This window comes from Halomonas litopenaei (genome assembly GCF_017303055.1).
In the GTDB taxonomy this organism is placed as follows: domain Bacteria; phylum Pseudomonadota; class Gammaproteobacteria; order Pseudomonadales; family Halomonadaceae; genus Halomonas; species Halomonas litopenaei_A.
Genome location: NZ_JAEKJT010000004.1, coordinates 226937 through 251085, shown reverse-complemented (window position 1 = coordinate 251085; position 24149 = coordinate 226937). Strand labels below are relative to the sequence as shown.

The following is a 24149-nucleotide window of genomic DNA, read 5'->3' as shown; positions in this document are numbered from 1 at the left end:
TGCTGTTGCGATCCACTCCGGATGCCTCGCTTCCGTGGCCGAGCTGATGAAGAAGAGGGCGCGAACATGATGATTGCCGAGCTGGTGGATGGCCGTGATTTTCGAGATCGCCTGGTGGCTCTTGGGCTGAGATTGCCGGAAGACGCCTGTCCCGAGACCTGCGCCCGTATGGCGCGGCTCAAGGCCCGTGAAGGCGGCCTGCCCGGACTGGCTTCCCTGGTCACGGAGCTGCTGGGCCAGCGTGAGATCGTACTGCCATCCGTGTATCAGGCCATCCATGCCCACCTGATGGGCTTGAACGACGAAGGGGGACTGGTTGCCCCCCATTGAGCGTTCACACCTGGCTTGCAGCCCGCTAAAGCGCCGGAGAAGATGGAGGCTATTCGCCAACGGTGGCAGGTGGCCCCATGATTCTGAGCGCTGAGCTCGCACAGCAGATCATCGACAAGACCCAGGATATCCTCGATGCCAACATCAATGTGATGGATGCACGCGGGGTCATCATCGCCAGTGGCGATGCCGCTCGGCTGGGGACGCTGCATGATGGAGCGGTGCTGGCGTTGAAACGTCGCAATGCGCTCGAAATCGGTGATGCCGACGTGGCGGCTTTCAAGGGCGCGCGCCCTGGCATCAACCTGTTGCTGGAGTGTGCCGGCAAAACGGTCGGTGTGCTGGGCATCACGGGCCAGCCGGAACGGGTCCGCCAGTCTGCGCGACTGGTCAAGGTCGCGGCTGAAATGCTGGTGGAGCAAGCCGATATGCTGGCGCGACTGGAATGGGCCAAGCGCCACCGCGAAGGGTTTATCCTTTCCTGGATCAACAATGAGCTTGCTCCCGACCAGTTGCTGGATTGGGCCGAGCGCCTAGGCATTGATGTAAGAGTGCCTCGGGTGGCGGTTTTGATTGAGCTGGATCGCGCTAGTCCCACGTCGCGCCTGACCGATATGCAGCGCTTGATGGAGCTGCTGGCTACACCTCAGCGGGATAACCTGGTGTCGCTGGTGTCGTCGCACCGTATCCTCGTCCTCAAGCCGCTTAGCTCCAAGCCTGTGTCAGACCGGTCCTCGACGGGTCAGCGCTCGAGGGGTGAGCGCTCGAGGGGTGAGAGCTCGACAGAGCAGCCACGGCCGATGATGAATCGGGGGCGCGGCAGGGCGTCCGGCGGCGCGGAGGGCATGGCAGATGAACAGCGGCGGATCAATGACCTGCTGGAACGACTGCGGGGGCATGGCATCGACGATGTCAGGGTCGCCGTAGGGCGGGCCTTCGATGCCCCCAAGGACCTGCACCTGTCGGTGGAAAGTGCCCAGCAGGTGTTGCAGGTCGGCAAGCAGCACTACCCGCAGCGAACGACCTACTACTACGATGACCTTCACCTGCCGGTGCTGCTGTCGCCCTTGGCGGATGGGTGGCAAGGGCATGAGCTTCGCTCTGCGATTGACCTGATTCACCAGAACGACAGCGGCGGGCGCTTGCTCAAGACGCTGAACAGCCTGATCAAGCACCAGGGCAATCTGAGTCGCTGTGCCGACGCGCTGCATATACACCGCAATACCTTGCGTTATCGTCTCGATCGGATCCACGACATCACCGGCATCTCTCCTCACCGCTTCACCGGCCTGGTGGAGCTGTACCTGGGACTTCAGCTGTCCATCGATGATGGATAGTTGGTGATCCGCACAACCTGGGCGGTCAATTTTCAGCGGATTTTGTGCAAGATGACGGCGTTATCCGCGGCCGGATCAGGCATACTCCCACGGGGAAATGCTGGCCCACTGGGATCAAATCTTCCGTTGTCAGGCCTCAGGCCCCTCAGCTCCGCAGGTCCCGGGCCCTCAGGGAGCAGGACACCTCGTGAGTCGCGGGATGTGAGCGTTTGCCACGTCCGCTGGCGGTGTCTTCCATTCATCCACATAGAGAGACAAAGACGCCATGAGTCTGGTTGTCATCCTGCTGCTGGTGATTGCGTTCATCGTGATCGCGACCAGCAAGTTAAAGGTTCACCCTTTTCTGGCGCTGTTGGCGTCGGCCTTTATCGCGGCCTTTGCCTACGGGCTGCCACTCGATTCGGTGGTCAGCACGATCACATCGGGCTTTGGCGGCATCCTTGGCTATATCGGCCTGGTCATTGTGTTGGGCACCATCATCGGCATCATTCTGGAAAAGAGTGGGGCCGCGATCACCATGGCGGATGTGATCATCGCCAAGCTCGGGGATCGCTTTCCGACGCTGACCATGTCGATTATCGGCTATATCGTCTCGGTTCCGGTCTTCTGTGACTCCGGATTCGTGATTCTGAACTCGCTGAAAGAGTCCCTGGCCCGCAAGTTGACGACATCGCCCATTGCCATGAGTGTCGCTTTGGCAACAGGGCTTTATGCCACGCATACCTTCGTGCCGCCGACTCCTGGTCCGATTGCTGCCGCGGGCAACCTTGGGCTTGAGGCCAATTTGGGCCTGGTGATTGGTGTGGGGGTCTTCGTCGCCGCGGTTGCCGCCTTGGCTGGCACCTTGTGGGCGCGTCGCTTCCGTCATACCGAGCCGGACGTGGCCAATCCGGCCCTCGAGGACGGCGACCACCATCAGGATTGGGAGGCGCTGCGTGCCAGCTACGGCCGTCTGCCCAGCCCGATGGCGGCGTTTGCTCCGATTTTTATCCCGATCCTGCTGATCTGCATCGGTTCGGTGGCGCGCCTGCCGGCGGCTCCCTTCGGTGAGGGTGATGTGCTGACCGTGCTCAGCTTCCTGGGACAGCCGTTGACTGCCCTGGTCATCGGTTTGCTGCTCTCCACAATGCTGCTCAAGAGTGAGAGCAAGATCGAAGAGTTTAGCCAGCGTATCGGTGAAGGTATTGTCGCTGCCGCGCCAATTCTGCTGATCACCGGTGCCGGCGGTGCCTTCGGTGCGGTGCTCAAGGCGACCGAGCTGGGCGAATACCTTGGGCAGACGCTTTCCGCACTGGGGGTTGGCATCTTCATGCCCTTTATCGTGTCCGCGGCACTCAAGTCTGCCCAAGGGTCTTCTACCGTGGCGCTGGTGACAACGTCTGCTCTGGTGGCCCCGATGCTGGGAGATCTCGGTCTCGAGAGTGACATGGGACGGGTGCTGACCGTCATGGCCATCGGCGCAGGGGCGATGACAGTATCCCATGCCAATGACAGTTTCTTCTGGGTAGTGTCTCAGTTCAGTCGGATGAGCGTGGGCTTGGCCTATCGCGCCCAGACCCTGGCGACCCTGGTGCAGGGGGTGACGGCGATGGCCTTGGTCTATCTGCTGTCACTGGTGATGCTCTAACTGCACGTCACGATGATCCGATACGGGGCAGGCCAATGGCCTGCCCTCTTTTTTATCTGTTGTTTGTACCGATGGTGAGTACCTACTGTTTGTCTCTGCTGTTTTTACCTGCCTTTTTCGCCTGCATATGGCTTCTTGCAAGGCGCTCGATGCTCCTGGCCACATGACTGCCGGCTCACAGAAACGCTCCATGACCGCGGTGATAGGGCCTCACTGCCGTCAGGCGTTGTTCCCCCTAAGTAGGATGTGACTGTAAAGTTTGTAGCATTATTCTTACATGAGTTTACGATATTGTTACCAAGAGCGACGTCACCAACTTGTGCAGGATAGTTAGCAAAGGCAGAAATAACGATGGACTTTCCGACGCGCAAGCTATGTATCCGCTGAAGCAGGGGCGCCATGGCAGATAATGCTGGCGTTTGCAGGAAGCCAGCAGGCAGGATCGCCGGGAAAGTCAGCCGCGAGCGAGGTTGACGAATGATGGATCGGCATAAGGAAGAAGGAGCGGGATTGGCGACCACGCTGCTGGTGGTGGTGTTGCTGACGTTTGGTGGGCTGGTGGCCCTGCATGCGCTGATTGCGCCTCCATCCCCAGCCTTGTTCCTGTTCGAGCTGTTGACCTTCAGTCGCTCGGGGGCCCTGGCGTCGCTGCTGGCGACGGCTGGCATCATTGCGCTGATCCAGCAGCGTCGCGTCATCAAGCGTGGAGCAGCGTTGCTGCTGCTTGGCTATGGTCTGTTCCAGGCGCTATGGCTGCTGGACCAGGCATGGGAACACCCGGGGCGAGTGACCGCCCAGCCGGGCATGTCCTCGCTGCTGCTGATGCTGCTGGCCGTTTCGGTGTGGCAGGACAGTCGGGAGACTGAGTCTTCGGATCGCTGGAAGCGATGGTTGCTGCAGTGCCTCGGCGGGACGAGTATTGCTTGCGGCAGCCTGACCCTGTTGATGATCAGCGATGCCGAGGATGTGCCGCGCTGGCGGCAGCTATTGTTCGAGACGCGCCCCCTGGGGACCCTGATGATCATCATTTTCGGGGTGATCTTGCTGTTGATGCCACGCCCTGATGTGATCAACTTCCGTGTTCTTGCTCCCCGTGCCGTGTGGGCTGGACTGATAGGCACCAGTCTCAGTCTGCTGGTGGCGTTTGGGGGATACCACCTTTATTCACGCAGTCTCAGTGACAATCTCGCCTCCCAGCTGGATATCCTCGGGAGTCGTATTGCGCAATGGCAGGAACGCTACAGCGAAGGCTGGAGCGAATGGAGTATGCCGCTGACGCAGGCCGGAGGGTCGCCTGAACCGACAGGGTCTTCAGGCCACGAAGAGATCGTCGACTATGTCTGGTGGCAGGATGGCAAGGTGTTGCGTCGTCTTGGTCCTGACTCAGGCTCGGCCGACAGCCGACTGGCGGAGCTGCTCGACATGCCTCAGGTTCGCGATTGGCTCGCTCGCCGGCGTGATGAACCCATGCGCTGGTGGATACTCGCCGAGGGAGACGCCCTGCTGGAGGTCAATAGCTTTGGCAGCTTCGGCCCCAGGCTGGTGACGTTGGTGAGTATGGGGCCATGGCTCGATCGCATGAGTGAGGGGCTGGAAGCCAGAATGACGCTGATCGGCTGGAATGAAAGCATGCTGGTGGAGCATAGGCCCGGCGAGGTCTGGGTAGAGCACGGTCGTCTTGCTGGGCTGATGCGGGAGGACATCGCCATGTCTGGTGGCGGCACCTTGCGTATTCAGGCATCGCTGCCGTTAAAGCTGGTGGGCGTCCTGCTGCCGGCGATGCTGGCGGCATTGGGGCTGTTCGCGACTTACCAATTGATGGTGTGGATTTCCCTGGCCAAGATCCGCAGTCGTCAGGCCATGTCCCTGGCGGCGAGAGAGCAGGAGTTTCGCTCCCTGTTCGGGCTGAGCGCTGATCCCATGTTGCAGGTACGTCGCTCGGGACTGGTCACCGAGTTGAATGCATCGGCAGAGCGTGCCCTGAATCAGCAAGCATCGGTAGGCGCCGTCTCGGTGTCGGCAGGCTCATCGGAAACCACTGCCATCGGTCAGCCTTTTGGTGACATCGCCTGCCGGTTGATGAGCTGCGATACGCCACCGCCTGAGCTGCATGAGCATTTCGACGAGGTCATGTCCGGGCACCAGCAGTCGGTCAAGTTCGAGTGCTATACCAAGCACTCCTGCTTCCTGGTAAGGCTGCAGCAGATTCGGGTCGAGGGGGCCTGTGCAGGCCTGTTTGCGAGCTTCACCGACGTGACCCAGCGTCAGGTGGAGCAGGCCAGGCTCTCGATCATGGAGCGCTGTCTGACCGAAAGCACCAATGGCGTGGTCATTTTCGATGCCATCGCCAGGGGCGGGCCGGTCATCTACGTCAATGCCGCGGTGTGTCGCATGCTGGGTGCGCGCAACGCTGACTTGATCGGCCTCAAGGCCAGTGAGCTGGCGCGGCGTATGGGACTTGACCCGGTAACGGAAGGCGAAATCTGTCATTGGATGAAGACTCGGCAGGCCGGCTCCGTCACGGTGCTGGCAACGCAGGACGTGGGGGCTTGCCGCTGGTATGACATGACCCTGTCTCCGGTACATGCCAGTCGTGAGGGTGTCAGCCACTTCATCGGCATTGTCGACGATGTCACTCAGCGCAAGGCCCAGGAGGAGATGCTGGCCCATCAGGCCACCCACGATGCCTTGACCGGTCTGCCCAACAGACTGCTGCTGTCAGACCGTCTGGAGCATGATGTGGCGCTTGCGCAGAGGCATGAGAAGGGGCTGGCCGTGCTGTTCCTGGATCTGGATGCATTCAAGCCGATCAACGACGGTCTGGGCCATGAAACCGGTGATCGCGTGCTGGTGCAGGTCGCCAAGCGGCTGGGGCGAGGACAGCGCCGCTCGGACACCCTGGCACGACTCGGTGGCGATGAATTCGTCATGGTGCTGGTGGACATTGGTGGGCGAGAGGAAGCGGTGGTGGTGGCCGAACGGCTGCTTGAGCAGTTGCATGAGCCTTTCCGCGTGGATGGCCACCAGCTGCATATCTCCGCGAGTATCGGGATTGCGATGCTGGACAGTGAGTCGGCGGTGAGCTCTCAGCGGTTGATCCAGCAGGCGGACCTGGCCATGTACCAGGCCAAGCAGCGAGGACGAAACCAGTGCCAGCTGTTCTCGCGTACGCTGGAGGGAGCTTCCGGTCGACATGTCATGCTGCGCAATGCACTGCGGGTGGCGCTGGACCAGCAGCGGTTGCAGGTCTTTTACCAGCCCCAGGTGGATGGTGCTGGGCGTGTCACGGGACTTGAGGCACTGGCGCGCTGGTGCCATCCGGACCTGGGCTGGGTATCGCCTGCCGAGTTCATTCCTCTGGCGGAAGAAACGGGCCAGATCATCGAGCTGGGCCGCTGGATTCTGCGTAGAGCCTGTCAGGACGCCAAGCGATTGTTACAGCTGGGTTTATCGCCAGGCAGGGTGGCGGTCAATCTGTCGCCACTGGAATTCCACCGTGAGGACTTCCTGTCCAGTGTGTGCCAGGCGTTGGATGACATTCAGCTGCCATCGGACTGGCTGGAGCTGGAAATCACCGAAGGCATGCTGCTGGAAGACAAGCCGGGTGTGGCCAAGACCCTGGAAAAATTGTCCCGCCGCGGCGTGACGGCTGCGATCGATGACTTTGGTACCGGCTATTCCAGCTTTGACTACTTGAAGTCGCTGCCCATCGACAAGATCAAGATTGACCGTGGGTTCGTCGCTCACTGTCTCGATAGCGAGCCAGACCTTGCCGTGTGCAGGAGCGTTATCTCACTGGCCCGAGAGCTGGACCTGGAAGTGTTGGCCGAGGGCGTGGAGACCGCGCGACACTGCTACACCTTGAAGCAGTTGGGTTGCGCCACATTCCAAGGCTATCTGTTCTCGCGACCGGTGCCGTTTCGTGAGCTTGATGCGCTGTTGCGCCGTGAACATCTGACGCCACCAACGGCCGCCGAGAGTGGCGAGGTTATCCCGCTGGTGGCGACGGACAGCAGACGGCCCTAGTCAGGCGGCCCTAGTCAGATGGCCTTAGTCAGGCGGCCTTAGCCAGGCCGCCTGCTGGTCAGGTCCTGGATACCTCGATCATGCGCGTACCAGGCTCAGTTCCGGGGTGTCCGAGAGGTTGCTGGTCAAGGTGCTGCGATACCAGTCGATGAAGTCGATCACGCCGTATTCGTAGGTGGGGGAGTAAGGTCCCGGCCGATAGGCGAGTGAGTTGATGCCACGCTGGTTTTCCTCGGCAAGGCGACGGTCCTGAGCGTTGGTCGCATCCCACACTCGCCGCAGGTTCTCGGGATCGTAGTCGACGCCTTCCACCGCGTCCTTGTGGACGAGCCACTTGGTCGTGACCTGGGTGCGCTGGGGGCCCAGCGGCAACACACGAAACACCGCCGCATGGTCGCCGACAAAGTGATTCCAGCTGTTGGGCAGATGTAGCAGGCGCAGTGACCCCATGTCCTCGATTCCCTGGTGGGTCAGCGGCGTTGAACAGGCGGGACGTCCATCCATGGTCATCGACACTGTGCCCTCGACCAGTGGCGTGCGGGTCAGCCGATTGCGCTTGCCGCCTGCCCAGCGCATTTTCCAGGGGATGCCGAGCGCGTCCCATTCCTGCTGCTTGCGCTCCACCAGGGCACGGTATTCCGGGGTCGCTCGTGGGTCCTCGGTATCGTCGAATTCGTAGAGCGTCTTGATCAGCTCAGGATGTGAGCCGTTGCAGTGGTAGCACTCACGATTGTTTTCCAGCACCAGCTTCCAGTTGGCCTGTTCCTCGATGGTGGTGGTAACCGCCACCTTGAGATTTTCCATGTCGTAGAAGCTCAGGTAGCTGTCAAAGGCGGCCTTGAGATCGCTGGCATCCGGTGGCTCGCTGGCCAGGCTGACGAACAGATAGCCACCGGCTTCGGTGAGGGCTACAGGGGCCAGACCATGGTCTTCCAGGCGAAAGTCTGCGCCCATCTCCGTGCCGGCAAACAGAAGGCGGCCATCGAGTTCATAGGTCCACTGATGGTAGGGACACACGAGCTTGGCCACCTTGCCGCTTTGAGTGGCGCACAGGCGTGAGCCTCGATGGCGACAGGTGTTGTGGAAGGCATGCAGGCTGCCGCCGTCTCCGCGCACGATAATGATCGGATTGTCGCCGATATCCAGGGTCATGAACTGCCCCTTCGCTGGGATTTCGCAGCTCATCCCGGCAAAGATCCACTCCCTTTCAAAGATGGTTCGCATGTCCAGTCTGAACAGGCGGTCATCGTTGTAGAACGCCTGGGGCAGCGAAAATCCGTGAGGATGATGCATGGCCGTTTCCAGGGCGAAGTGGCGGGCCTCTTCCAGAGGGTCCCCCAGACGGGGTGATGCAATGGGGTCCATGTTGCTCTCCAGGTCATGCGGTAGACGCTCGCGGTGAACGTCGTCCTTGCTCATCGAATGGGTACTGGGTGACGGCCCAGTGCGCGTGCAGGTCACGGGCGATGGACGCCTCTGGTGGCTGGCATGTGGGGCGTGGCGTGCTGGCAGTCTGGAACAAGGGCTCGAAGCAGGGCTGTCTGGCGACGACACCAGATGATGCCGTTGCGACGCTATCGCTGCCGTGACGAGCATGGCCGGGGGAATCGAGCATGCTGATGTCGTGATTAGACAAGTGATGGCGGGAGGACGAGGGGCAGAATTCCCTCATTAGCCTGGCCGGTAGCCGTTGCCCGGTCATCAGAGCCACCACTAGCTGCGAGCGACGACGCCATGGTGACGAATTTTCTCAGCCCGGTGACGACCCAGACCTGGTCCAACGGACGCCACGTGGTGCGCTGCGTCAAGGTGATTCAGGAAACCTGGGACGTGCGCACCTTCTGTTTCATGGCGGAGCAGCCGGTCATGTTCTTTTTCAAGCCGGGGCAGTTTGTCACCCTGGAGCTCGAGATCGACGATGAGTGCGTGTTTCGCTCCTACACCATCGCCAGTGCCCCCTCGGTTCCCTACAGCTTCTCGATCACGGTGAAGAGGGTGCCGGGAGGGCGTGTCTCGAACTGGCTGCATGAGTCGCTCAAGGTTGGCGACGAACTGGCGGTGCACGGCCCCGTGGGCGAGTTCAACTGTATCGATCATGCGGCCGACAAGGTGCTGATGCTGTCAGGTGGGGTGGGCATCACGCCGCTGATGTCGATGACGCGCTGGTTTTTCGACACCAATGCGGCGGTGGATCTGGACTTTGTCCACTGTGCAAGAACTCCCAGGGATATCATCTTTCGCCGAGAGCTCGACCATATCTTCTCTCGACTTCCTGAATTTCGGCTGCACATCGTGTGCGAGCGTGACAGTGAGCTGAACCAGTCCTGGGCCGGGTACCGCGGTTTCCTGTCAGAGGCCATGCTGGAGTTGATGGCGCCGGATTTCATGGATCGCGAGGTCTTTTGCTGTGGGCCGACACCCTTCATGGCAGCGGTGCGACGGCTGCTGGTTCAGCGCGGCTTCGATATGAGCCGCTACCATGAGGAGTCCTTTGGCGCGACGCCGGTGGATGTCCAGGAGGACGTGCACGAGCTGGCCGAGCAGGCCGAAGCGCTCGCCGAGGAGCTGGATGTCGCGGACATGCACTGCGTGGAGTTCGCTGCTGCGGGAAAAAGTGTGCGTATCCAGCCAGGTGAGACCGTGCACGCAGCGGCCGCCAAGTTGGGGCTGCACATTCCCAAGGCCTGCGGCATGGGGATCTGTGGCACCTGTCGAGTGCCGCTGGTGGCAGGCGAGGTGGAGATGGACCACAACGGCGGCATCACTGACGAAGACGTGGCCGAGGGCTACATTCTGTCGTGCTGCAGTCGGCCCCGAGGCAATGTCACTGTCGACTGGTAGCGAGGCGTGCCAGTAGCAAAATCCACGCCCAGTGGAGGCGGTCGGGGGGAATCGGGTACGCTGGTCAGCCACCTCCGCTGGCATACGAGCGATATGTTTCCTACCGATTCTTCCTCCCCCCTGTCTGAGGCTGAGTCTGAGGCGTCAACGTCGGTGGCCCAACCGCCGGCGCTGTCGGTAGGTTTCGTGTTGCTGCGTCGTTTTACGTTGTTGCCCTTTGCTGCCTTTGTGGATTGCCTCAGACTGGCCTCCGATGAGGGCGACCGTAGTCGTCAATTGCGCTGCCGCTGGCGCTTTCTTACGGCAGATGGGGAGGATGCACCGTCGAGTTGCGGTGCGGTCATCTCACCCTGTGAACCCTTTGCCACGCCCTTTTGTGACCCGCGTCAGTTCGACTATCTGGTGGTCATTGGCGGAGTGCTCGACGGCTCACCGACGGACGATCCTGCGGCGTCAGAGTACCTGCGTCAGGCGGCTCGGCTTGGCGTGCCCCTGGTCGGCGTCTGTACGGGTGTGCTGTCACTGATCCAGGCTGGCGTGATGGCGGGGCGACGCTGCTGTGTCAGCTGGTATCACCATGCGGACCTGGTGCGCCGTTTTCCCCAGGTCAATGCGGTGGCCGATCGGCTCTATGTGGATGATGGCGATCGTCTGACCTGTGCGGGTGGCGCCGCGGCGGCCGATCTGGCGGCGTACCTGGTGGAGCGTCATCTGGGCCGCGCCTGGGCGCGCAAGAGTCTGAACATCATGCTGCTGGATGGGCACCGCGGCGGAGAGCATGGCCAGCCACAGCCCGTGGTATTCGAGCGTATCGAGGACCGCATCGTGCGCCGGGCGGTGACGATCCTGGAGCAGCATCTGGGGGAAGTCATTTCCGTGGATGAGCTGGCCAGCCGCGTAGGCGCCTCCCGTCGCGGCCTCGAGCGCAAGTTTCAGGACAGCTTTGGCATCGGGCCACAGAAGTTCGCCCGTGACCTGCGACTGCGCTATGGCCTGTGGCTACTGTACTTCACCGAGCACAGCATCACCGATATCGGTGAACGCTGTGGCTTCGCCGACACCGCACACTTCTCCCGCCATTTTCGCGCCGCCTATGGCCAGTCTCCCTCCCAGTTGCGCCGCGATCCCAAGGGGCGCGAGGAAGCCGGCGTCGACCCCTTCTTTCTGCATATTGGCACTCGTCTCGGCCAAGGCTGAGCGTCTCGACCCAGCCTGACCCTCTCGCAAACACAGACCGTCTCGGTCACCCGCGTCCAATAAAGCTGTCGCATTTGTTCAAGTCACGCCGGGGCGTGTCGGCTTCAATGACAGCACCAGGCAGCAGGCGGGGACGTTGCCGACAACGCCGACACCCATGCGGGAGTGACAGATGTCCTTGTTGAAGACGTCGATGTCGCTTTCAGAACGATTGCGTTGTGGCAGCAGCTTACCTTGGAGGTCGAGGATGACCTCGCGAGTGAGACTGCCGGCCCGTGCCTGCAATGACAACGATAAATCTGATCAGGCGAGTGCGGTCGCTTAACCGTTGCTTGCCATAGCGGGAGGCACCCCATGTCCCATCTGTTCACGGCGCATTCATCGCGGACGTCGTTCTGTCTTGCACGATTCGATTCCCAGATAGCTGAGGCCGTTGCCGCGGAGGAGGTTCGCCAGCAGCAGCATGTAGAGCTGATCGCGTCGGAAAACTACGCCAGTGCGGCGGTGATGGAGGCCCAAGGCAGCCAACTGACCAACAAGTACGCCGAGGGGTATCCCGGCAAGCGCTACTACGGTGGCTGCGAGCACGTGGATGTGGTCGAGCGCCTGGCGATGGAGCGAGCCTGTGCCCTGTTTGGGGCGGACTATGCCAACGTTCAGCCCCACAGTGGTGCCCAGGCCAATGCTGCCGCCTTCATGGCGCTGGTCTCGCCGGGTGACACCGTACTTGGCATGAGTCTGGCCCATGGCGGTCACCTCACCCATGGTGCGGCGCCCAACTTCTCTGGCAAGCATTACCGGGCGGTGCAGTACGGGTTGGATGAAGCGACGGGCCGCATCGACTACGCCGAGGTCGAACGCCTGGCACGCGAACATCGTCCCAAGTTGATCGTGGCGGGTTTTTCGGCCTATTCCCGGGTGGTGGATTGGCGTCGTTTTCGCACCATCGCCGACAGTGTCGGAGCCTGGCTGCTGGTCGATATGGCCCACGTTGCCGGTCTTGTGGCGGCAGGCCTGTACCCCAGTCCTTTGCCCCATGCCCATGTCGTGACCACGACGACCCACAAGACCCTGCGCGGTCCTCGCGGTGGCCTGATCCTGTCGGCCAGCGGTGATGAAGTGCTTTACAAGAAGCTCAATGGCGCCGTGTTTCCTGGTCAGCAAGGAGGCCCGCTGATGCATGTCATCGCGGCCAAGGCGATCGCCTTCCGCGAGGCCATGAGCCAGGATTTCGTGCGCTATCAAGAGCGAGTGATCGCCAACGCCAGAGCCATGGCGTCGACATTCCTTGAGCGTGGCTATGACGTGGTGTCCGGTGGCACCGATGACCACCTGTTCCTGGTCTCTTTGATCCGCCAGGGCATTACCGGCAAGGATGCTGACGCGGCGCTGGGCCGTGCCCACATCACCGTCAACAAGAACGCCGTGCCAGGCGATCCACAAAGTCCCTTCGTTACCTCGGGCCTGCGGATTGGCACCCCTGCTGTTACCACCCGGGGCTTCGATGAGGCGGAGTGTGCACAGCTTGCCGGTGATATCTGTGACGTTCTGGACGCCCTGACCCGGGGCGACGATAGCGCCGCCATCGAAGACGAGGTACGAGCTCGGGTCGCTGAGCTGTGTGCGCGTCACCCGGTCTACGCGATGGCCGACCCATCCGAGCTGCAGTCCGCCTAGTTAGGTAGTGGAACCCCAGGCGCGAGCTGGCGGTGCAGTGGCCGTGGCACTGGGTTGACGTTACTGGGCTGATGCCACTGAGCGGAAAGAGAGATCCTTGAGGAGACATCATGCAACGCTATTCCGGATTTGCGCTGGCGCGCCATGCCATCAGCCACCATGAGAACTGGCAGCGACAGTGGCGTAACCCCACTCCCAAGGCGGCCTATGACGTGATCATCGTTGGCGGCGGCGGGCACGGCCTGGCGACCGCCTACTACCTGGCCAAGGAGTTCGGGGTACGTAACGTCGCGGTGATCGAGAAGGGCTGGCTGGGGGGCGGTAATACCGCTCGCAACACTACCATCGTGCGCTCGAACTACCTGTGGGATGAGGCGGCGGCCCTCTATGAGCATTCGATGGGGCTGTGGGAGGGCCTTTCCCAGGACCTCAACTACAACGTGATGTTCTCCCAGCGAGGGGTGCTCAACCTGGGGCACACCCTGCAGGACATGCGCGATATCCAGCGCCGGGTCAATGCCAATCGGCTGAATGGCATCGACGGCGAGGTGCTGGATGCCCGCGGTGTGCAACAGCTCGTGCCCATCATGGACTGTTCAAAAAACGCGCGATATCCCGTCATGGGCGCCTCATGGCAGCCCCGCGCTGGGGTGGCGCGTCATGATGCGGTGGCCTGGGGCTATGCCCGCGGTGCCGACGCCCTGGGTGTGGATATTCTGCAGCAGACCGAAGTCACCGGCTTCAAGATCCGCGATGGGCGCATCCTCGGGGTGCATACCAACCGTGGTGACATCGAGGCCACCACCGTAGGCTGCGTGACCGCGGGCAACTCGGGTGTCCTGGCCGGTCTGGCCGGCCTGCGCTTGCCGCTGGAAAGCCATCCGCTGCAGGCGCTGGTGTCCGAGCCACTCAAGCCGGTGCTGGACACTGTGGTCATGTCGAACCACGTGCATGGCTACATCAGCCAGTCCGACAAGGGGGACCTGGTCATCGGCGCCGGGATCGACGGCTACAACGGCTATGGGCAGCGCGGCAGCTACTCCACCATCGAACACACCCTGCAGGCCATCGTCGAGATGTTCCCGATCTTCTCAAGGGTGCGCATGAATCGGCAGTGGGGGGGCATCGTCGATACCTGTCCGGATGCCTGTCCGATCTTGTCGAAGACCCCCATCAAAGGGCTCTACTTCAACTGTGGCTGGGGTACCGGCGGCTTCAAGGCCACGCCGGGGTCTGGGCATGTGTTTGCAGCAAGCCTGGCCAAGGGCGAGATGCATCCGTTGGCCGCACCGTTTTCCATCGACCGTTTCCACAGTGGTGCCCTGATCGATGAGCACGGCGCTGCGGGTGTCGCCCACTGAGTCCAGGAGGTTTGCATGTTTTACATCCATTGCCCCAACTGCAATGAGTGGCGCGAGGAAGAAGAGTTTCACCCCAAGGGACAGGCCCATATTCAGCGGCCCGAGGATCCTGCCCAGTGCTCGGATGAAGCCTGGGGGGACTATCTGTTCTTTCGTGACAATCCGCGGGGTATTCATCACGAGCTGTGGGTTCATGCGGTCGGCTGTCGCAAGTTCTTCAACATGACGCGCCACACCCAGACCTACGAGATTCTCGAGACCTACCGCATCGGCGAGGCGCCGCGATTCACCCAGGCCAATCCTGACGGCAAGACGGTACCAGCTGATGCCAGTGATGACGGCCATGGCGGCGCGGGCCGTGCCACGTCCCAGCTCTCGTCTCACGCCTCATCCCACGACGCGTCCCACGATTCTTCCTATACCCGGGAGGTGCGCGCATGAGCCAGCTCAACCGCCTCGAGACAGGGGGCCTGATCGATCGCAGCGTGCCCCTGCGTTTTACCTTCAACGGCAAGTCCTACACCGGCTATCAGGGCGATACGCTGGCGTCGGCGCTGCTGGCCAACGGGGTCGATGTCGTCAATCGTAGCTTCAAGTACGCGCGGCCCCGCGGCATCGTTGCGGCCGGAGCCGAGGAGCCCAATGCCGTGGTCCAGCTTGGCCAGCATGAGGCCGAGCAGGTGCCCAATGTGCGGGCTACCCAGCAGGCCTTGTTCGATGGCCTCTACGCTCGCTCCACCAATGGCTGGCCAAGCGTCCAGCGGGACCTGATGGGCATGCTGGGCAAGGTCGGTGGCAAGCTGATGCCCCCTGGCTTCTATTACAAGACATTCATGGCACCGGCCTCGCTGTGGATGACCTATGAACGCTATATCCGCAAGAGTGCGGGCCTGGGGCGTAGCCCCATGGAAGCCGATCCGGATATCTATGATCACATCAACCGTCATTGCGAGGTGCTGGTGATTGGGGCGGGCCCTGCTGGTCTTGCCGCCGCCCTGGAGGCTGCCCGCTCGGGGGCTCGGGTCATCCTGTGTGACGAGCAGGAATCCTTCGGTGGTTCGCTGCTGGATTGCCGTGAGCGACTCAATGATGGCCCGGCCAGCGCCTGGGTCGAGGAAGCCGTGGCAGAGCTCGCCGCCTGTGCTGATGTGACCCTGTTGCCCCGCACCACGGCCAACGGCTACCACGACCATCATTTCGTCACGCTGCATGAACGGCGCACTGAACATCTTGGGCACTGTGCTCCTCGAATCGAGGGGCGGCGCCAGGCGCGCTCACGCCTGCATCGCGTGCGTGCCGCTCGGGTGGTGCTGGCCACAGGAGCCCACGAACGTCCGCTGGTGTATGCCGGTAATGACGTGCCAGGCAATATGCTGTGCTCGGCGGTGTCGACCTATATTCGTCGCTATGGCGTAGTGCCGGGACAGCGCCTGGTGGTGTCCACCAGTAACGATGACGGCTATCGTGCGGTGCTTGACTGGCTCGACGCTGGCCGCGAGGTGGTCGCGGTGGCGGACGCCCGCTCTGCCCCTGACGGCGAGCTGGTCGAGCAGGCCAGAGCACGAGGTGTCCGCATCCTGCCAGGTTCGGCAGTGATCGAGGCACGCGGCGAGCAGCGCGTTGCCTCGGTGCGGGTGGCGGCCATCGATATCGACGGCTTCGGCCTCGCCGGAAGCGCTGAGACCCTGGCCTGCGACACGCTGGCGACGTCCGGCGGATTCAGCCCGGTGATTCACCTGGCGTCGCATACCGGGGCACGGCCGAGCTGGCGCGACGACCTGATCGCCTTCGTGCCCAGCTTGCCCCAGGGCATGCTGGTGGCGGGCAGTGCCGGTGGCACCTTTACCCTGGCGGCCACCCTGGCCGAGGGGCAGGAGGCGGGTCGCCAGGCGGCGGCAGAGGCGAACCTGGATGTCGGCGGTCAGGGTACGAAGCTTAATGATACTGACAGCAACGGTACTGACAGCCACAGTTCTGACAGCGTCGGCACTGACGACAATGACAGCCACGCTGGCTCGCAAGGCCGGCTTCCCAAGGTGACGGAAGTGCGCCAGGGCGAGGCGGTGGCGCTGTTCCAGGTTCCCCACGATAAACCGACCTTGCGTGCCCCCAAGCAGTTTGTGGATCTGCAGAACGATGTCACCGCTGCCGGCATCGAGCTGGCCACCCGTGAAGGCTTTGAATCCATCGAGCACGTCAAGCGCTATACCGCCATGGGCTTCGGCACCGATCAGGGCAAATTGGGCAACATCAATGGCATGGCCATCGCCGCTCGCTGCCTGGGCCGTTCGATTCCCGAGGTCGGTACCACGGTATTCAGGCCCAACTATACGCCGGTCACTTTCGGCGCGGTGGTGGGGCGCCACTGTGGAGCACTGTTTGATCCTGAGCGCTACAGTGCGCTGCACTCCTGGCACGTGGAGCGAGGGGCCGAGTTCGAGGATGTCGGGCAGTGGAAGCGCCCCTGGTACTTTCCACGGCGCCACAATGGCCAGCCTGAAACGATGCATGAGGCGGTGAAGCGTGAATGCCTGGCGGTCCGCGAGGGCGTCGGGATCCTCGATGCCTCGACCCTGGGCAAGATCGACATCCAGGGCCCCGATGCCCGCGAGTTCCTCGGCCGCATCTACACCAACAAGTGGGCCAAGCTGGGCGTGGGCAAGGTGCGTTACGGGCTGATGTGCAAAGACGACGGCATGGTCATGGATGACGGTACGACCAGCTGTCTGGCCGAGAACCATTTCCTGATGACCACCACAACCGGCGGTGCCGCTGGCGTTCTCGAATGGTTGGAACTGTGGCACCAGACCGAGTGGCCGGATCTCGACGTGACCTTCAGCTCGGTCACGGATCACTGGGCGACCATGACCGTGACGGGGCCGAAGGCGCGTGAGCTGATGAGCGAAGTGGTCGAGGATATCGACCTGGATCGCGAGGCGTTCAAGTTCATGGAGTGGCGAGAGGGCAGGGTGGCCGGGGTGCCGGCGCGCATCTTCCGAATCTCCTTCACCGGTGAACTGGCCTTCGAGATCAACGTGCAGGCCCACGCCGCCCTGCATGTGTGGAAGACGCTGTTTGCCCATGGCGAAAAGTATGACCTCACCCCCTACGGTACCGAAACCATGCACGTGCTGCGGGCGGAGAAAGGCTTCATCATCGCCGGTCAGGATACCGATGGCTCGGTGACGCCGGAGGATCTCGGCATGCAGTGGGCGATAGGCTACGACAAGCCGTTCTCCTGGGTCGGACAGCGCGCCCTGAGCCGCACTGATACCGCGCGGCAAGATCGCAAGCAACTGGTCGGGCTGCGCCCCGTCGACCCCGAGGTGGTGCTGGAAGAGGGCGCGCAGATTGTGCTCGACCCGCAACATCCGGTGCCGATGCCCATGGTGGGCCACGTCACCTCAAGCTACTACAGCCCGACCCTCGAGACCGGCTTCGCCCTGGCGGTGGTCAAGGGTGGTCATCAGCGCCTGGGCGAGACCGTCTATCTTCCCTGTGTGGATGGCAAGACTCACGAGGCGCGCATCGTCTCTACCGTGTTCCTCGATCCGAAGGGAGAGCGCCAGAATGTCTGAAGTGATGCCCACTGTGCATGTCTTTGATGCCTATCCCCACAGCAGATCGGTCATGACGTCCCCGTTGGCCTGGTCCTATCAGCATGTCGGTGCCCCGGCACCATCGACAGCGTCTCGCGTCGTGATGCGAGAACGCCGGCACGACCATCTCATTCTGCGGGGTGGGGCCATCGTGCTGGATGAAGCCGTGCGCAGCGTGCTGGGGCTGGCGCTGCCGGCGCGTCCCCACGAGCTGGTGCAAAGTGACGCGGCGTCTTTGCAATGGCTGTCGCCGGATGAATGGCTGGCGATACTGCCCCCGGGTGATGCCCATCGGGTCGAGCTCGGCCTGCGCGCGGTGCTGGGGGATGCCAGCGTCGCCTTCACCGATGTCAGTGCAGGACAGACGGTGATCGCCTTGAGCGGGGATGACGACGCCATGCGCGAGCTACTGATGAAATCGGTCGTCTACGACGTTCACCCGCGTCACTTTCCCCCTGGCAAGGGGGTGACGACGGTGTTCGCCAAGTCCAGCGTGATCCTCAGGCGGCCTGACGATAAAGGCTGGGAGCTGGTGGTTCGGGCGAGCTTCGTCGACTACGTTTATCGGTGGCTGCTGGATGCTGGTGAGGAGTTTGCCATCGGCGTCGAGCGTGACGTCGAGGATGCCGTTGATGGGGAGCGCCCATGAGCACTGATCGCCCGACGGGCCTTGCCAACTGGATTCTGACCGCCCAGTGCCCAAGCCGCCTTGGCACCGTGGACGTGGTGACCCGCTTCCTGCGCGAGCACGGGTGCTATATCACTGAGCAGCAGTCCTTTGATGATGCCAGCTCCAGCCGGTTCTTCATTCGCACCGAGTTTCGCCCCCCGGGAGGGGGCGGGCCATCCAGCATCGGCTCGGCTGACGGGGGCTTTTCGGCCACGGATTTTGAGCAACGGTTTTCCGAGCGTGCCGCCGAGTTTGCCATGACTTTCGAGCTGACGGCCCCTGATCGACGGACGCCGGTGGTCATCATGGTGTCGAAGGCAGATCATTGTCTCAATGACTTGCTCTATCGCTATCGCACCGGACAGCTGCCGGTCGAGATCAAGGCCATCGTGTCCAATCACCCGGACCTCGCGCCCTTGGCCGAATGGCACGGGCTGCCTTACCACCATTGCCCGATCAGCGCGGACACCAAGTCCGAGCAGGAAGCGAAGGTGTGGCAGATTATCGAGGATAGCGGTGCCGAGCTGGTGATCCTGGCGCGTTACATGCAGGTACTCTCCAGCGACATGAGTGAGCGTCTGGCCGGCCGAGCGATCAATATTCATCACTCGCTGTTGCCAGGATTCAAGGGGGCCAGGCCATATCACCAGGCCTTCGAGAAAGGGGTCAAGCTGGTCGGTGCCACGGCGCACTACATTAACGACGACCTGGATGAGGGGCCGATCATCAGCCAGGGCGTCGAGCCGGTCACCCACGCCGATACAGCGGATGACTTGGTCGCCCGAGGGCGTGACATCGAATGTCTGACGCTCGCACGAGCGGTTGCCCTGCATCTGCAGAGGCGGGTGTTTCTCAACGGCAACCGCACGGTGGTGTTTCAGCGATGATAAATGCTGTTCTACGGACAGCTGGGCGGTGAGGCCGAGGCGCTCATTTCAAGGCCAGTAAACCAGGCGGTGGCATCACCGCCTGCGTTGTCGCCATCGCTCATCAGGGCAAGCCCATCGATACTGTCGGGCTGAGTGCCGAACAGCCTGCGATAGTCGGCGGCCACGTCGCGGACTTCTGCCACCCATTGACCCACCTTCTCGTCACCGCCCTGCAAGGCCAGCAGGATGGCTCTATCGGTAAAGGCATTGGGCCAACTGTTACCACGGGGCTGGTTCGATGACCACACGTAGTTGACCGACTCTACCTGCCAGGGAAGCAGTCCGGTCTTTCTGGCGACATAGACGCGGGCAGGGTAGTCGTCGCCTGCCTTGCTGCGCTCATTGACGTTGGCATAGACCCCCGAGACGCGCCAGCACCAGCGCAGATAAGGTGTCTCCTTCAGGTCGATCTCACGCTCCAGGTACTTGGCCGACGCCTGTCCTCTGGCACGTGCTTCAAGTGCCTGGGTGCCCTCTAGCGCTGTTACGCGATACGCCGTCTCGCCTTCGAAGGATCGGGTTGGCCAGGAGAGCAAGACCTGGGGCGAAAAGCTTGCCGCCTGGAGCGTCGAAGCGAACGAGAGGGCGCCACAGGCGGTCAATAGCAGCGTGATAGAGGCACGGTGGTGGGACATAGGCATAGATGGCGGGCTCCATAGCGACGGTAGGGCAAACATGGCTGGCCAAAAGCCTACTTTCTCTGCAGTGTTGGTAGGCTTTGCAGAGTCGGTAGGCACTCCGCGATCCTTACACGACCACGCAGCGTCATTGGCATATGTCGACTTGTCGGGCGGCACTTATTTTGTCCATGCTTACCTCGTCCATGCTTGCGTTGTTCAAGCTTGCGTCGTCCACGCTGGCAATGGGCAAGCTCACAGTGTCACTCGTTGAACAAGGAAACCATCGTATGAGGCAGCGTCACTACAGCAGGAAGTGGGTCGGGGGCCTGATCATGGGTCTGGTATTGGCCGGATCAGGAAGTGTAGCGGCAGAGCCCCAGATCGATGAGTCGGGTGTGGCCAGCCTGACGTCACAGGACAGCGTAGAAGAGGTCGATGCGCGCTTCAGGCAGGGTCTGGAGAAGCGTGGCATGGGCTTGATGGCGATGGTAGACCACCAGGCCAATGCGGAGGGTGTAGGCCTTGAACTGCCGCCGACGCGCACTTACATCTTCGGTAAGCCCGAGGTAGGGACACGCCTGATGCAGTGTCACGGCAGCACGGCACTGGATCTGCCCCAGAAAATGGTGGTTCGCCAGCAGGACGACCACCTGGTGCTCGAGTGGAATGACCCGCATTACCTGGCAAAGCGGCATGGGCTAGGTGACTGTGAACTGCCCATCGACCAGATCGCAGAAGCCTTGTCGGGACTGGCACAGGAAGCGGCGGGTGACTAGCCAGCAGTCGCCGGCGCGCAGATCCGTGCGGTTGGTTGCTGGAGGCACGCGTGATGCGGAATACCGCCGTCAGGCTGTCTCGGTAGCAGGTAGGAGAGATAGCCTGTAGGCGGGGTTCACAAGAGTGTGACAAACGGGGCTGATACCGTAGTCGTCGAAGCTTCTGCTGTAGTTCATCGAAGCTTTCGCTGTAGCCGTCGAAGCTCGAGCGCTACGCGATCCGCCGGGGGATAGGCTGGCGTTTATCCCTGGCGGCGTTCTTCCGCCTGGGCAATCGCTTCCTGAACCTTCTTCATGTCCTCTTCGCTAGCCATGCAGTGGTGTTCAGCCTTGTCAGCGGAGGCCCCCCCATAGGCTCGTCCCGCCTTTCTTAACATCTCGAATTGCTTGTCACATCGACGGCAGACCGAGCAGAGCATCAGGTGAAAACGAAGCGAGAGCTTCTCTCGCGTCGTCAGGGGCGCATCCAGCTGCTTTGACATCAGCTTGGTAGCGGCCTTGCACATCATCATGCCGCATCCTCCTTCCAACCTTTTTCAATACAAGCGCGAAGCTTGAGGCGAGCCCGGTGCAGGATCACCCATGCGTTGTTTTCTTTGATGCCCACTTCCTTACAGATATCTTCGGTAGAAAGGCCCATTAATTCGCGCAGAGTGAATACCCGTGCCACGTTGTCAGGAAGGCCCAGCATACAGGCGTCAAATACTTTCCAGAAATGTTCGTTTTCGAATGCCTGCTCTGGGGTGTCCCAAGCCTGGGGCTTGGCCTCGTGAGTCCAATGCCCGTCCTGCTGGAACATGCGATCAATGGCATCATCCGTCGTTTCTTCGTCAAAGGGTTCCCAGCGACCGTGACGTTTCTGCTGGCGCATCTGATCCAGCAGCTTGTACTTGAGGATGCCGAAGACCCAGGTCTCATAGCCGGAGCGACCTGAAAAGCTGTCGTTTTTCTCGATGGCGGCAATCATCGCTTCCTGCACCGCATCCTCGGCGGCGGCATGGTCGCGCAGGTGCATGCGTGCAAAGGACAGCAAGCGAGGGCGAACCGCGGCAAGCTTCTTGTGGCGGTCAGTGAGGGTGTCTTCGGTCACGGCATAATCTCCAGCGAGAGGGCTTCCATGTCGGCTAGTCGAGCCAGGTCCTGGGGGGTATCCAGATCCCAGACCGTGCTTGGACACTCAAATGTCCAAGAAAGCTCCGCCAGACGTGCACGCGTCTGGGACATGACCCCGGACGTGCCCCAGTCGACTCCCTCAAAGAGCCGTGGGTCATGTCGGCGAACTCCAACCAGAGCATAGCCGCCGTCCTCCGCGGGAAGAAAGACGCTGTCTACCTGTTTGAGTCGTTTCTGACAAGTTTTCAGTAATTTCTTATCCATTAACGGGCAATCTGTGCCGATTAATAGGCTTGGGGCGTCAGTCGCGGCCAGTGCCGCATACATCCTCGCTCCCAGGTCGCCGTCGGGCTGGCGGGCAAGGCGAACACCGTAGCGATCCTGCGCCTGCAAAAAGCAGGGATGTTGATGATCCAGTGCTGTCCATAGGGTAATCCGACTTGCAGAAGTCGCCTCCAGTGCCACTTTCAACGTGTGCTCGATCAATCGATGCTGGAGGCGCGCCGCCCCCTCTGGGCCTAGTGCAGGGATCATGCGTGTCTTGGCCAGTCCTGCCAGTGGGGCCTTGGCCAGAATCGAGATGACAGGCAGGTCGCCATCGGTGGTGCCCGGCCCCTGACAGTGCGCGCTGTCATCGCACATGGTGATACTCCTTGGCGAGATCTACAGCACTGGCACCACGCCAGTAGCGAAAGCGCAGCCGCCACATCAGCCAGATCGTCGCAGCGAGGCCTCTTTTTTCCCAGCGACGCCCGTCGGTGGTGGCTTTTAGCCTGAGGCAAGCGGGACGAGAGGAACGCTTGAGTCGCCTGGACATTTCGATGTCTTCCATGAGGGGCTGGTCCGGGAAGCCGCCCAGGTCGACAAAGGTGGCGCGTTGCATGAACAGGGCCTGATCTCCGGTGGCGATGCCCGTCAGTCGCGAGCGCAGGTTCATGCAGGCGGCCACTATCGGCAGCATCGACGAGTGGCCGCGTATGCGAACGTCAAAGCGCCCCCAGACACGGGCTTCAACGGCCTTCAACACCGCTGGCATGGCGTCGGGCGGCAATTGAGTGTCCGCGTGGAGAAACAGAAGTACCGGCGAGCGAGCCGAGGCGGCGCCTGCGTTCATCTGCCGGGCTCGCCCCGCAGCGGCGGAGATCACCCGGTCTGCACGTGATGTCGCCAGCGCACAGGTGCCATCGCTGCTGCCACCATCGACGACGATGATCTCGGCCCCTGCGCGGCGCCAGCCATCCAGTCGGTCAAGGCTAGCGGTGATGATGTTGGCCTCATTCAGGGTGGGGATGATGACGGTGAGTTGCGGCGTCGTGGCAAGTGCCTCAGCGTCGGGCATGCTGTGCGCTCCGCCATGTGCTGGTGGTCTGTCCCGTGCTGGCACTCGACAGCTCAATGATCGGTCCTGCGGCGGCCTCGGCGTCGGCCCGGTCGTGGGTGACCAGCAGTGCAGGCAGTCCGTATTCCCGTATGCGGCCAAAGACCAGTTCGCGCATCTCCTGGCGCAGGGTGGCATCCAGCTTCGAGAATGGCTCGTCCAGTAGCATGGCCTGGGGGCGCGACAGCAGCGTACGCATCAGGGCGACGCGAGCACGCTGGCCCCCCGAGAGGGTGGCGGGGTCGCGCTCGCCGAAACCTTCCAGGCCGATGTCCGACAGGGCTTGATCGATGACCTCTCGGCGCTGGCGGCGATGTCGAGACGGAGGCATGCCAAAGGCGAGATTGCCAGCAACGCTAAGGTGGGGAAAGAGCAGGGCATCCTGAAACAGCAAGCCAAGTCGACGAGCGGACGTCGGCAGTGACGTGATCGACTGATCGCCCAGGCGAACGTCCCCGCTGGCGTGAAAGGCCGGAGCGAGGAAGCCCGCGGCAAACGCCAGCAGGGTGGACTTTCCCACACCAGAAGGCCCCATCACGCTGACGACCTCTCCGGCGTCGATGCGCGCCGACAGAGAGACGAGCGGTGTCTCCTGCAGGCTGATGCTGACGCCGTCAAAGATCAACGGGCGGCGCGACGTACCAGCGGTGTCTCGTAGTTCGGGCATA

22 protein-coding genes are annotated in these 24149 nt (G+C 61.9%); 14 read left to right on the top strand and 8 right to left on the bottom strand.

What is annotated here, in order from left to right; genetic code table 11:
- Positions 1-66 precede the first annotated feature (66 nt).
- The 4 genes from JF545_RS08495 (at position 67) to JF545_RS08480 (ending at position 7320) form a co-directional block, all read left to right on the top strand.
- Positions 67-330 carry a hypothetical protein gene (locus tag JF545_RS08495; protein ID WP_206941298.1) on the top strand — a complete coding sequence of 88 codons (264 nt, stop codon included), beginning with the start codon at positions 67-69 and terminating at the stop codon, positions 328-330.
- 77 nt (positions 331-407) lie between these two features.
- Positions 408-1667: a sugar diacid recognition domain-containing protein gene (locus JF545_RS08490; protein ID WP_206941297.1), complete on the top strand. Its 1260-nt coding sequence runs from the start codon at positions 408-410 to the stop codon at positions 1665-1667.
- A 265-nt stretch (positions 1668-1932) separates the two neighbouring features.
- Positions 1933-3294 carry a GntP family permease gene (locus JF545_RS08485; protein WP_206941296.1) on the top strand — a complete coding sequence of 454 codons (1362 nt, stop codon included), beginning with the start codon at positions 1933-1935 and terminating at the stop codon, positions 3292-3294.
- Between the two features lie 477 nt (positions 3295-3771).
- Positions 3772-7320, top strand: a complete 3549-nt coding sequence (locus tag JF545_RS08480) for a sensor domain-containing protein (RefSeq protein WP_206941294.1) — start codon at positions 3772-3774, stop codon at positions 7318-7320.
- A 78-nt stretch (positions 7321-7398) separates the two neighbouring features.
- On the opposite strand, the gene JF545_RS08475 is transcribed toward JF545_RS08480, so the two are convergent.
- Entirely contained in the window at positions 7399-8685 is a 1287-nt protein-coding gene (locus tag JF545_RS08475) for an aromatic ring-hydroxylating oxygenase subunit alpha (RefSeq protein WP_206941292.1), read from the bottom strand.
- 101 nt (positions 8686-8786) lie between these two features.
- On the opposite strand from JF545_RS08475, the gene JF545_RS20070 reads away from it, so the two are divergent.
- The 3 genes from JF545_RS20070 to JF545_RS08465 all read left to right on the top strand — a co-directional run bounded on the left by JF545_RS20070 (position 8787) and on the right by JF545_RS08465 (position 11358).
- A complete protein-coding gene (locus tag JF545_RS20070) occupies positions 8787-8909 on the top strand; it encodes a hypothetical protein (RefSeq protein WP_261315894.1) in 123 nt (40 codons plus the stop codon).
- Positions 8910-9054: 145 nt separating this feature from the next.
- Entirely contained in the window at positions 9055-10161 is a 1107-nt protein-coding gene (locus JF545_RS08470; protein WP_206941290.1) for a hybrid-cluster NAD(P)-dependent oxidoreductase, read from the top strand.
- Positions 10162-10254: 93 nt separating this feature from the next.
- Positions 10255-11358 (top strand): GlxA family transcriptional regulator, encoded by a 1104-nt coding sequence (locus JF545_RS08465; protein ID WP_206941288.1) that lies wholly within the window; start codon positions 10255-10257, stop codon positions 11356-11358.
- 78 nt (positions 11359-11436) lie between these two features.
- Here the strand turns inward: JF545_RS08465 and JF545_RS08460 are convergent, their stop codons facing one another.
- Positions 11437-11649, bottom strand: coding sequence for a hypothetical protein (locus JF545_RS08460; protein WP_206941287.1), 213 nt, complete (start codon positions 11647-11649; stop codon positions 11437-11439).
- A 63-nt stretch (positions 11650-11712) separates the two neighbouring features.
- Between JF545_RS08460 and glyA the strand changes: the two genes are divergently transcribed.
- The 6 genes from glyA to purU all read left to right on the top strand — a co-directional run bounded on the left by glyA (position 11713) and on the right by purU (position 19552).
- Positions 11713-13035 (top strand): serine hydroxymethyltransferase, encoded by a 1323-nt coding sequence (gene glyA, locus JF545_RS08455; protein WP_206941285.1) that lies wholly within the window; start codon positions 11713-11715, stop codon positions 13033-13035.
- Positions 13036-13145: 110 nt separating this feature from the next.
- Positions 13146-14396: a sarcosine oxidase subunit beta family protein gene (locus tag JF545_RS08450; RefSeq protein WP_206941283.1), complete on the top strand. Its 1251-nt coding sequence runs from the start codon at positions 13146-13148 to the stop codon at positions 14394-14396.
- Positions 14397-14411: 15 nt separating this feature from the next.
- On the top strand, positions 14412-14837 hold the full coding sequence (locus JF545_RS08445; RefSeq protein WP_206941281.1) for a sarcosine oxidase subunit delta: 426 nt from the start codon (positions 14412-14414) through the stop codon (positions 14835-14837).
- Complete coding sequence (locus JF545_RS08440; RefSeq protein ID WP_206941279.1) at positions 14834-17974, top strand: sarcosine oxidase subunit alpha family protein; 3141 nt, start codon at positions 14834-14836, stop codon at positions 17972-17974. The genes JF545_RS08445 and JF545_RS08440 overlap by 4 nt, the downstream gene beginning before the upstream one ends.
- Positions 17967-18644 carry a sarcosine oxidase subunit gamma gene (locus tag JF545_RS08435; protein ID WP_242520753.1) on the top strand — a complete coding sequence of 226 codons (678 nt, stop codon included), beginning with the start codon at positions 17967-17969 and terminating at the stop codon, positions 18642-18644. The genes JF545_RS08440 and JF545_RS08435 overlap by 8 nt, the downstream gene beginning before the upstream one ends.
- Positions 18641-19552, top strand: coding sequence for a formyltetrahydrofolate deformylase (gene purU / locus JF545_RS08430; protein WP_206941277.1), 912 nt, complete (start codon positions 18641-18643; stop codon positions 19550-19552). The genes JF545_RS08435 and purU overlap by 4 nt, the downstream gene beginning before the upstream one ends.
- A gap of 11 nt (positions 19553-19563) precedes the next feature.
- Here purU and JF545_RS08425 read toward each other — a convergent pair whose 3' ends face one another.
- Positions 19564-20235 (bottom strand): DUF3047 domain-containing protein, encoded by a 672-nt coding sequence (locus tag JF545_RS08425; RefSeq protein WP_242520752.1) that lies wholly within the window; start codon positions 20233-20235, stop codon positions 19564-19566.
- Between the two features lie 266 nt (positions 20236-20501).
- Here JF545_RS08425 and JF545_RS08420 point away from each other — a divergent pair, with 266 nt between their 5' ends.
- Entirely contained in the window at positions 20502-20990 is a 489-nt protein-coding gene (locus tag JF545_RS08420; RefSeq protein WP_206941275.1) for a DUF302 domain-containing protein, read from the top strand.
- 242 nt (positions 20991-21232) lie between these two features.
- Here the strand turns inward: JF545_RS08420 and JF545_RS08415 are convergent, their stop codons facing one another.
- The 5 genes from JF545_RS08415 to JF545_RS08395 are packed head-to-tail and all read right to left on the bottom strand — an operon-like array spanning position 21233 to position 24148.
- Positions 21233-21502: a zf-HC2 domain-containing protein gene (locus tag JF545_RS08415; protein ID WP_206941274.1), complete on the bottom strand. Its 270-nt coding sequence runs from the start codon at positions 21500-21502 to the stop codon at positions 21233-21235.
- Positions 21499-22080 carry a sigma-70 family RNA polymerase sigma factor gene (locus tag JF545_RS08410; protein WP_206941272.1) on the bottom strand — a complete coding sequence of 194 codons (582 nt, stop codon included), beginning with the start codon at positions 22078-22080 and terminating at the stop codon, positions 21499-21501. Before JF545_RS08410 ends, JF545_RS08415 begins: the two co-directional genes overlap by 4 nt.
- Positions 22077-22745 carry a TIGR04282 family arsenosugar biosynthesis glycosyltransferase gene (locus JF545_RS08405; protein ID WP_206941271.1) on the bottom strand — a complete coding sequence of 223 codons (669 nt, stop codon included), beginning with the start codon at positions 22743-22745 and terminating at the stop codon, positions 22077-22079. The genes JF545_RS08410 and JF545_RS08405 overlap by 4 nt, the downstream gene beginning before the upstream one ends.
- Complete coding sequence (locus JF545_RS08400) at positions 22735-23442, bottom strand: TIGR04283 family arsenosugar biosynthesis glycosyltransferase (protein WP_206941270.1); 708 nt, start codon at positions 23440-23442, stop codon at positions 22735-22737. The genes JF545_RS08405 and JF545_RS08400 overlap by 11 nt, the downstream gene beginning before the upstream one ends.
- A complete protein-coding gene (locus tag JF545_RS08395) occupies positions 23429-24148 on the bottom strand; it encodes an ATP-binding cassette domain-containing protein (protein ID WP_206941269.1) in 720 nt (239 codons plus the stop codon). Before JF545_RS08395 ends, JF545_RS08400 begins: the two co-directional genes overlap by 14 nt.
- Between the last annotated feature and the right edge of the window lies 1 nt (position 24149).

Coding starts and splice junctions, on each gene's coding strand:
- JF545_RS08490 (WP_206941297.1), top strand. CDS start 408: ATGATTCTGAGCGCTGAGCTCGCACAGCAGATCATCGACAAGACCCAG.
- JF545_RS08420 (WP_206941275.1), top strand. CDS start 20,502: ATGAGGCAGCGTCACTACAGCAGGAAGTGGGTCGGGGGCCTGATCATG.
- JF545_RS08400 (WP_206941270.1), bottom strand. CDS start 23,442: ATGCCCGACGCTGAGGCACTTGCCACGACGCCGCAACTCACCGTCATC.
- JF545_RS08475 (WP_206941292.1), bottom strand. CDS start 8,685: ATGGACCCCATTGCATCACCCCGTCTGGGGGACCCTCTGGAAGAGGCC.
- JF545_RS08485 (WP_206941296.1), top strand. CDS start 1,933: ATGAGTCTGGTTGTCATCCTGCTGCTGGTGATTGCGTTCATCGTGATC.
- JF545_RS08480 (WP_206941294.1), top strand. CDS start 3,772: ATGATGGATCGGCATAAGGAAGAAGGAGCGGGATTGGCGACCACGCTG.
- JF545_RS08415 (WP_206941274.1), bottom strand. CDS start 21,502: ATGATGATGTGCAAGGCCGCTACCAAGCTGATGTCAAAGCAGCTGGAT.
- JF545_RS08405 (WP_206941271.1), bottom strand. CDS start 22,745: ATGTGCGATGACAGCGCGCACTGTCAGGGGCCGGGCACCACCGATGGC.
- glyA (WP_206941285.1), top strand. CDS start 11,713: ATGTCCCATCTGTTCACGGCGCATTCATCGCGGACGTCGTTCTGTCTT.
- purU (WP_206941277.1), top strand. CDS start 18,641: ATGAGCACTGATCGCCCGACGGGCCTTGCCAACTGGATTCTGACCGCC.
- JF545_RS08395 (WP_206941269.1), bottom strand. CDS start 24,148: ATGCCCGAACTACGAGACACCGCTGGTACGTCGCGCCGCCCGTTGATC.
- JF545_RS08440 (WP_206941279.1), top strand. CDS start 14,834: ATGAGCCAGCTCAACCGCCTCGAGACAGGGGGCCTGATCGATCGCAGC.
- JF545_RS08435 (WP_242520753.1), top strand. CDS start 17,967: ATGTCTGAAGTGATGCCCACTGTGCATGTCTTTGATGCCTATCCCCAC.
- JF545_RS08465 (WP_206941288.1), top strand. CDS start 10,255: ATGTTTCCTACCGATTCTTCCTCCCCCCTGTCTGAGGCTGAGTCTGAG.
- JF545_RS08450 (WP_206941283.1), top strand. CDS start 13,146: ATGCAACGCTATTCCGGATTTGCGCTGGCGCGCCATGCCATCAGCCAC.
- JF545_RS08470 (WP_206941290.1), top strand. CDS start 9,055: ATGGTGACGAATTTTCTCAGCCCGGTGACGACCCAGACCTGGTCCAAC.
- JF545_RS20070 (WP_261315894.1), top strand. CDS start 8,787: ATGGACGCCTCTGGTGGCTGGCATGTGGGGCGTGGCGTGCTGGCAGTC.
- JF545_RS08445 (WP_206941281.1), top strand. CDS start 14,412: ATGTTTTACATCCATTGCCCCAACTGCAATGAGTGGCGCGAGGAAGAA.
- JF545_RS08425 (WP_242520752.1), bottom strand. CDS start 20,235: ATGCCTATGTCCCACCACCGTGCCTCTATCACGCTGCTATTGACCGCC.
- JF545_RS08495 (WP_206941298.1), top strand. CDS start 67: ATGATGATTGCCGAGCTGGTGGATGGCCGTGATTTTCGAGATCGCCTG.